We start from the raw sequence: 7,267 nt of genomic DNA on the forward strand, positions 1-7,267 counted from the left end.
GGGCGCGCCACCGGCTGGCCCGGCAGCAGGAAGTCGAACCGGCTGTTTTCCATTCGCAGATTGGCGCTGTCGCGCACGCGCCGTTCGGACAGGACCACGCCCCGCTCCGCCGTCAGCGGCCCCGGCGCGATCAGCGCGCGATCCGCCACCTCACGCAGCAGGAACAGGCCGGTCGTCACGTTGGACAGCCGCGACGCCGGGAAATCGAGCCCGAACACCGTCTCTTCCGGAAAGGTGAAGGCGGTGGTGTCGGATCCCATCGCCAGCCCCATCTGCTCCAGCGACCGTTCGAACTCGCCGTCGGGCACGTTGGTGCTGCCGCGGAAGATCATATGCTCGACCAGATGGGCATAGCCCGCCTGGTCCGGCGTCTCGTCGGCCGAACCGACCCCGATCCGCAGACGGAAGGATACGGCACCATTCGGCGTGCCGTTGGCGAGGATCGCGTAGCGCAGTCCGTTGGGCAATTGCCCGAACCGCACGCGCGGATCGGCCGGCGGCGCGGTCGCGGCGGGATCGTTCACCGGATCGGGCGTCGGCTCATAAATCGGCTGCTGGGGCAGGCGGAAGGCCGGGCGCGGGGTGAAACGTTGCGGGCTGCCCCAGGGCGGCGGCGCCATCATCACCGGCGGCTTGGGCAGGGTCCAGCGAATGCGGCTGCTGAAGGTCGAGGCGATCGGCCTCCCGGCGCCGTCGCGCGGCGCCGCGAAATGCGCGCGCTGCAGCAGCAGATCGCAGGTCGGCTGGTCGAGCAAAGGCTGGCCGCTCGACGCGGTGACATGGCAGCCCGTCACCTTGCCGTCGGGGTCGATGTCGAGCTGATAGCCGACCGCGCCTTCGACATTCTGGCGCAGCGCCGGCTTCGGATAATCGTCCGCGGTGATCCAGGTGACTATATCGATCGGCTGCGGCGACGGCGCGGGCGGCGCGGCGGCAATCGAACTGAGCAGCAGGAGCAGCATTCGCCTGTCACTGTAGAGACGAACGCGCCGCGCGCCAGCGTCCAGGCGACACGTCTGCACCATTTCTGCACGAAGAAGGGACAGGATCAGCAAAGGCGCGCCACACGCACGCGCGATCGCGTCCCTAGTGCCGGATCCTCAACGGCGAGGATCGACCTATGCGCGTGCTTTCCCGGAACTATGGATTCCTGCTCAAGATCGGCATCACCATCCTGCTGGTCACCGCGTTCGACTGGCTCTTCCCCGATTTTGCGGGTGGCACCGTCATCGGCGCCTTCGCGTTCCTCTGGCTGCTGGGGCTGATCCTCGCCCGGCCGGCGGTGCGGCGTCCGCAGCTATCGGCGGCGGTCGCGTTGAGCCTCGCCACGCTGTTCTGCGTCGCGCTCGCTTACGATCCCGGCCCGCTCGCCTGGGCCATGTTCTGGTCGGCGCTGTCGATTGCCGCCCTGCTGCCGCGTACCGCCGGGTTCGACGATGCGTGGCGTTGGGCCGCGCGACTGCTGCTCCACGGGCTGAGCGGGCCGTTGACGCCGATCGCGGACATGGTCCGCCTGGCGCACCTGCGCTCGCGTGGCGGCAAGGTTTCGCTGCGCTCGCTGGCGGCTTTGCTCGCGCTGCCGCTGATCGGCACCGCGCTCTTCACCGCCTTGTTCGCCAACGCCAACCCCGTGATCGCGGACATATTGAGCCGCATCCAGCTACCCACGCCCGGCCAGTTGATCGAATGGACATTGGTGACCTTGCTGGTCTGGCCGGCCTTGCGCCCGCACCGCATCGTTACCCGCCTCGCCGCGCACCTGCCCGAACCCGGCATCCGCCTCCCCGGCACGTCGCTGCCGTCGGTCCTGCTCGCGCTCGGTTTGTTCAACGCGTTGTTCGCGCTGCAGAACGGGCTCGACATCGCCTTCCTGTGGAGCGGCGCGGCGCTGCCCGCGGGCATGAGCATGACCGAATATGTCCATCGCGGCGCCTACCCGCTGATCGCGACCGCGTTGCTCGCCGGCTTCTTCGTCATCACGATGCTGCGCCCGGGCACGGCCGCCAATCCGCTCGCGCGCCGGCTGGTCGCCCTGTGGGTCGCGCAGAACGTGTTCCTGGTCGCATCGAGCGCGCTGCGCACGATCGAATATATCGAGCAGTTCGAGCTCACCGCGTGGCGGATCGCCGCGCTCGCCTGGATGGCGTTGGTCGCCACGGGACTGATGCTGATCTGCTGGCGGATGTGGTTCGCCCGCAGCGCGCGCTGGCTGATCAACGCCAATGCGCTGACGGCGACTTTGGTGCTGATCCCCTGCTGCTTTGTCGATCTCGACGCGACCGCCGCAACCTGGAACGTGCGGCATGCGCGCGAAGTCGGCGGCGCCGGATCCACCATAGATCTCTGCTATCTTCGCCAGATGGGGGCGCCGGGCTTGCTCCCGCTGATCTATCTCGAACATCGCCCGTTGCCGCCGGAGACGCTCGACCGGGTTCGCTATGTCCGCAGCGCATTGTTCGACCGTCTCGCCGCGCGCCAATCCACCTGGGAGAGCTGGACCCCGCACGGCGCGTCACGGCTGGCGCGCGCGCAGATGTTGCTCGGGCCCACGCCGCCGCAGCCGCAGGCCCTGAAAGCGGGGGCGTTCCGGAATTGCGACGGCTCGCAAGGAACGGCGGCAGACTTGACCGATGGCCCCGCGCAGTGATCCAGTGTCCCATGCCTCGCACGATCCTGGTTGCCGACGACGATCCGCATATCCGGCAATTGATCGTCTTCGCGCTCGCCAAGGCCGGGCTCGACGCGATCGAGGCGGAGGATGGCGAGGCCGCGCTGGCTGCGGTGGCGGCGCATGCGCCCGATCTGCTGATCCTCGACATCAACATGCCGCGCATGGACGGGATCGAGGTCTGCCGCCGCCTGCGCGCATCGGGCACGCTGCCGATCCTGTTCCTGTCGTCGCGCGACGACGAGATCGATCGCGTGCTCGGCATCGAGCTGGGCGCGGACGATTATGTGACCAAGCCATTTTCCCCGCGCGAAGTGGTGGCGCGCGTGATGGCGATCCTACGCCGCGTCTCAGCCCATCCGCCCGAAGCCCAGTCGGTGACCGGCACGCTCCACCATGGCCGGCTCGCGCTCGATACGGACGGCTGGCGCGCAAGCTGGGACAAGGCCGAGGTGCCGCTGACCGTCACCGAATTCGGGATATTGCGGACCCTGGTGGCGATGCCGTCCAAGATCTTCAGCCGCGACGCGATCATCGATCGGCTGCACGGCCCCGGCTTCGCCGTCACCGACCGCACGATCGACAGCCATGTCCGCAACCTCCGCGCCAAATTCGCCAAGGCCGGCGCGAACGATGTGATCGAAACCCGCGCGGGTGTCGGCTACCGCATCGGCGCCTGCGCGGGGGCATGATCGCGCGCCTCAAAACGATCGCGAAGCGGCACTGGCCCCGGCTCGGCCTGCGCACGATCCTGCTCAGCACCTTCATCCTGGTCGCGACGCTGCCGGGCTTCGGCGCATTGTTCCTGCGCGTCTATGAGAACACGCTCGTACGCCAGACCGAGAGCGAGCTGATCGCCGAGAGCGCTGCTTTGTCGGCGGCAACCGCCGCCGCCTGGCCGGGGTTCGCGATCGACCGCAACCGCCTCTATCAACCGGAACCGCCGACGATCGACCTGCGCGGCTCGCCGATCCTGCCCGAGCGCCCCGCCCCGGCAGCCGCGCTGGGAACGGTCGACACGGCGGCCCGGATCGCCGCCGCCCGGATCGCGCCCGTGATCGCGCAAACGACACGGACCACGCTCGCTTCGGTCCTGCTGCTCGACGCGCGCGGCCGCATCGCGCTCGGCCCGCTCACCGGGCGCAGCTATGCCACCCTGCCCGAGGTTGCCGCCGCGCTCAACGGGACGCCCGATACGGTGCTGCGCCGGAACGCAGCCTACAACCGCACGCTGCCCGTGGAATGGCTCAGCCGCTCGGCCGACCTCAGGCTCCACCATGCCCGGCCAATCGTCGTGAACGGCCGCACCGTGGGGGTGCTGTTGCTGTCGCGCTCGCCGCCGGCGCTCTACATGGGGTTGTATGCCGACGCCGGGAAGATTGCGTTCGGCTTCGCGATCATCCTTGGCTTCGTGGTCGTGCTGAGCGGCCTCCTCTCGCGCGGCATCGTCCGCCCGATCGAACGGCTCGGCCTGGCGACCCGCGACGTCGCGCGCGGCGCGGTGGTGGCGATGCCGGAAATGCCCGAAACCGCCGCGATCGAAATCCAGGCGCTTTATGCCGACTTCACCGCGATGGCGGCCGCGATCGAGCGGCGATCGCGTTACCTGCGCGATTTCGCGCATGCGGTAAGCCACGAATTCAAGACCCCGCTCGCCGGCATTCGCGGCGCGGTCGAGCTGCTGCAGGATCATCACGCCACCATGTCCGAAGCCGAGCGGCGACGCTTCCTCGGCAATGCCGCGGTCGATGCCGAACGGCTGGCTTTGCTCGTCACCCGCCTGCTCGAACTGGCGCGCGCCGACATGACGCCGGCCGGCGCGGAGGCGAGCGATCTGACGATGCTGTTGCGGCGGCTGGCCGATGCCTATTCGGTCCCCGGCTTCGCGGTCCTGCTGGAGCTGCCGCCGGATTTGCCGCCGGTCGCGGTCCCGGCGGGCACGATCGAGACCGTGATCGGCGGCCTGATCGACAATAGTCGCCGCGCCGGTGCGGCGCGCTGCACGATCGCGGCGACTTTGTTGGCCGACAGCATTCGCCTCGACATGGCGGACGATGGCCCGGGCATCGCCCCGGCCGACCGCGAGCGGCTGTTCGAGCCATTCTTCACCACGCGGCGCGCGGACGGCGGCACCGGCCTCGGCCTGCCGATCGCCCGCTCCCTGCTCGATGCCTGCAACGGCACGATCCGGCTGGAGGACGACGACAAGGGTGCACACTTCGCACTCGACCTTCCGCTCGCCTGACGCAGCAGGGTCCCTTCACCGAAGCGGTGCAGGTTGGTGGTCCTTCCAGTCCGTTTCGGGGGCGGTTGCGGGCCGAGGCCGGCCCCGAGTCCCTATAGGAGTCCCACGGGGTCGGAATGTTGGGGGAGCCAACAGATCGGCATGTGCATGCGTACCGCCTGTGCGGTGCCCGTGATCGCTGTGTGTAAGTTTGGCGTAATGGAGTTTTGAGTGAGACCTCCCCGCAGGGGCTTTGGCCTGACGTCGTCAGACCTCAACGATCTCGAATGGCATGCGATCGAACCGTTGCTGCCCAAGGCGCGCGGCATCAGGCGGGTCGACGATCGGCGCGTGCTCAACGGCATCCTTTGGCGCCTGCGAACGGGGCGGTCGTGGGCGTCCATCCCCGCACGATACGGACCATCCGGCACCTGTCACGCCCGCTTCATCCGCTGGCGCGATGCCGGTCTGTGGTCGCGCATCGTCCGTGCGGTGTCCGATGCCCGCAACGGACGGGTCGAACTGATCGACGCCGCCACGGCCTACGTGCCGCCTAGCTATCAACGAACGCCGATCGTCGCGAACGATGCGGTGGCCTGGCGCGCCAGCGCCTAGAAATCCACCGAGGCCGACGCGTCGGAAAAAATACCGGGCCGGGCGGAGCGTGCGCCGGATCGCGTGGGGGACGCTGCCTCATAACTTCAACAAAGATGTCGCAAACCCCGAATGATAGTAACGTCGCGACCAGAATCTTTGGGGGAGGAATGAGGATGAAGATCGCGCGGGTCCTGCCGGCCTTGCTGTTGATCCTCGTGCTGGCGGGCGTCGGCTTCGGCATCTACCGGTCGCATCAGGTGGCGGCGACGCATGCGCGGCTTGCCGCCACCGCCCAGATCGTGGGCGCGATCGGCTCCGAGAAAGGACCGCTCCTCGCCGATCCCGATGTGGTGAGCGCGCTCGGCAAAGCGGGTCTTGCGCTGCGCGTCGACAAGGTCGGCAGCCGCGAGATCGTTACCAGTTTCAAGCCCGGCGCCTATGCCTTCGGCTGGCCCTCGGGCGCGCCCGCCGCCGCCGAGCTCAAGGCGCGCGCGCACGCCGCGGGCGACGTGACGCCGATCTACACCCCGATGGTGATCGCGACGTGGAAGCCGATCGCGGACATACTCCAGGCGAACGGCATCGTCTCCGGCGCGGGCCAGTTCCGCCGCGTCGACATGCACAAGCTCGCCGAATTGATGCTCGCCGGCAAAAGGTGGAACCAGCTCGACCATGCCGAAGGCTTCCCGGTCGGGAAGGCCATTCTCGTCACGACCACCGACGTCCGCCGCTCCAACTCGGCGGCGATGTATCTCGCGCTGTTGAGCTATGTCGAGAATGGCGATCAGGTCGTCGACGACAAGGCCACCGCCAACGCCATGGCGGAAAAGCTCGCGCCCTTGTTCCTGCGCCAGGGTTTCCAGGAAGAAAGCAGCGCCGATCCCTTCTCCGACTATGCCGCGATGGGCATGGGCAAGACCCCCCTACTGTTCGCCTATGAGAGCCAGGTGATCGAATATCTGCTCAAGCCGGATGCGGCACGGCGCAGCGAGATGGTTTTGCTCTACCCCTCCCCGACCATTCTCTCGAAGAACGTGTTCGTGCCCTACAATGATGCCGCGCGGCGTCTCGGCGACCTCCTCGCCAACGATCCCACGATCCGCGCCGCGGCGCAGCGTTACGGCTATCGCCTCCCGTCGAGCGCCGCGATCCCGCAAGCGTGGCGGACCGCCGGCATCGCCGCGCCCGATACTTTGATCGACGTGGTCGACCCGCCGAGCTTCTCGACGCTCGAAACCATGATCACCGTGATCCAGGAGAAGCTCCAATGAGGATATTCTTCAAATGCCTCGCGCCCGCGCTCGCCTTGTTCGCGGCGGCCTGCTCGCAGGGCGGCGGCGCTGGCGACGCCAATGATCCCAACGCCTTTCACATCCTCGCCGGATCCGAGCTCAAGGACATCGAGCCGACGGTTAAGGACGCCGCGCACAAGGCCGGCATCAATGTCGTGTTCGACAATGCCGGCTCGCTCGACGTGATCGATCGCATCAACAGCGGCGAAAAGGTCGACGCGGCGTGGGTCGCGAACGGCGCCTACACCTCGCTGGCGCTGGCGCGCAAACCCGCGGCCTCGACCAAGACGATGTATTCGCAGGTCCTGCTCGGCGTGAAGCCGGATGTCGCGCACCGGCTGGGATGGGACGCGCATGCCCCCACTTGGGCCGAGATCGGCAAAGCCGCGGCCGATGGCCGCTTTCGCTATGCGATGACCAACCCGGCCGCCTCGAACAGCGGGCTTTCGGCTTTGGTGTCGATCGCCACTTCGGTAACCGGCAAGG

At 68.0% G+C, this 7,267-nt stretch carries 6 protein-coding genes and 1 pseudogene; 6 read left to right on the plus strand and 1 reads right to left on the minus strand.

What is annotated here, in order from left to right; all coding sequences use genetic code 11:
• Window positions 1-962: TonB family protein (locus VK533_RS01960; RefSeq protein WP_324374501.1), on the minus strand; the 962-nt coding region annotated here is incomplete at its 3' end.
• 158 nt (window positions 963-1,120) lie between these two features.
• Here VK533_RS01960 and VK533_RS01965 point away from each other — a divergent pair.
• The 6 genes and pseudogenes from VK533_RS01965 to VK533_RS01990 form a co-directional block, all read left to right on the plus strand.
• On the plus strand, window positions 1,121-2,647 hold the full coding sequence (locus VK533_RS01965; RefSeq protein WP_324374503.1) for a DUF4173 domain-containing protein: 1,527 nt from the start codon (window positions 1,121-1,123) through the stop codon (window positions 2,645-2,647).
• Between the two features lie 11 nt (window positions 2,648-2,658).
• Window positions 2,659-3,360, plus strand: coding sequence for a response regulator transcription factor (locus VK533_RS01970; RefSeq protein ID WP_324374505.1), 702 nt, complete (start codon window positions 2,659-2,661; stop codon window positions 3,358-3,360).
• On the plus strand, window positions 3,357-4,913 hold the full coding sequence (locus tag VK533_RS01975) for a HAMP domain-containing sensor histidine kinase (RefSeq protein ID WP_324374507.1): 1,557 nt from the start codon (window positions 3,357-3,359) through the stop codon (window positions 4,911-4,913). Before VK533_RS01970 ends, VK533_RS01975 begins: the two co-directional genes overlap by 4 nt.
• Before the next feature lie 237 nt (window positions 4,914-5,150).
• Window positions 5,151-5,367, plus strand: a pseudogene (locus VK533_RS17220) (transposase); the annotation flags it as partial.
• 295 nt (window positions 5,368-5,662) lie between these two features.
• Entirely contained in the window at window positions 5,663-6,760 is a 1,098-nt protein-coding gene (locus VK533_RS01985; RefSeq protein WP_324374511.1) for a hypothetical protein, read from the plus strand.
• The coding region (locus VK533_RS01990) for a substrate-binding domain-containing protein (protein WP_324374513.1) at window positions 6,757-7,267 on the plus strand (511 nt) is incomplete at its 3' end. The genes VK533_RS01985 and VK533_RS01990, both read left to right, overlap by 4 nt.

The sequence above is a fragment of the Sphingomonas sp. genome, assembly GCF_035317925.1.
Classification (GTDB): domain Bacteria; phylum Pseudomonadota; class Alphaproteobacteria; order Sphingomonadales; family Sphingomonadaceae; genus Sphingomonas_I.

Coding starts and splice junctions, on each gene's coding strand:
- VK533_RS01965 (WP_324374503.1), top strand. CDS start 1,121: ATGCGCGTGCTTTCCCGGAACTATGGATTCCTGCTCAAGATCGGCATC.
- VK533_RS01970 (WP_324374505.1), top strand. CDS start 2,659: ATGCCTCGCACGATCCTGGTTGCCGACGACGATCCGCATATCCGGCAA.
- VK533_RS01975 (WP_324374507.1), top strand. CDS start 3,357: ATGATCGCGCGCCTCAAAACGATCGCGAAGCGGCACTGGCCCCGGCTC.
- VK533_RS01985 (WP_324374511.1), top strand. CDS start 5,663: ATGAAGATCGCGCGGGTCCTGCCGGCCTTGCTGTTGATCCTCGTGCTG.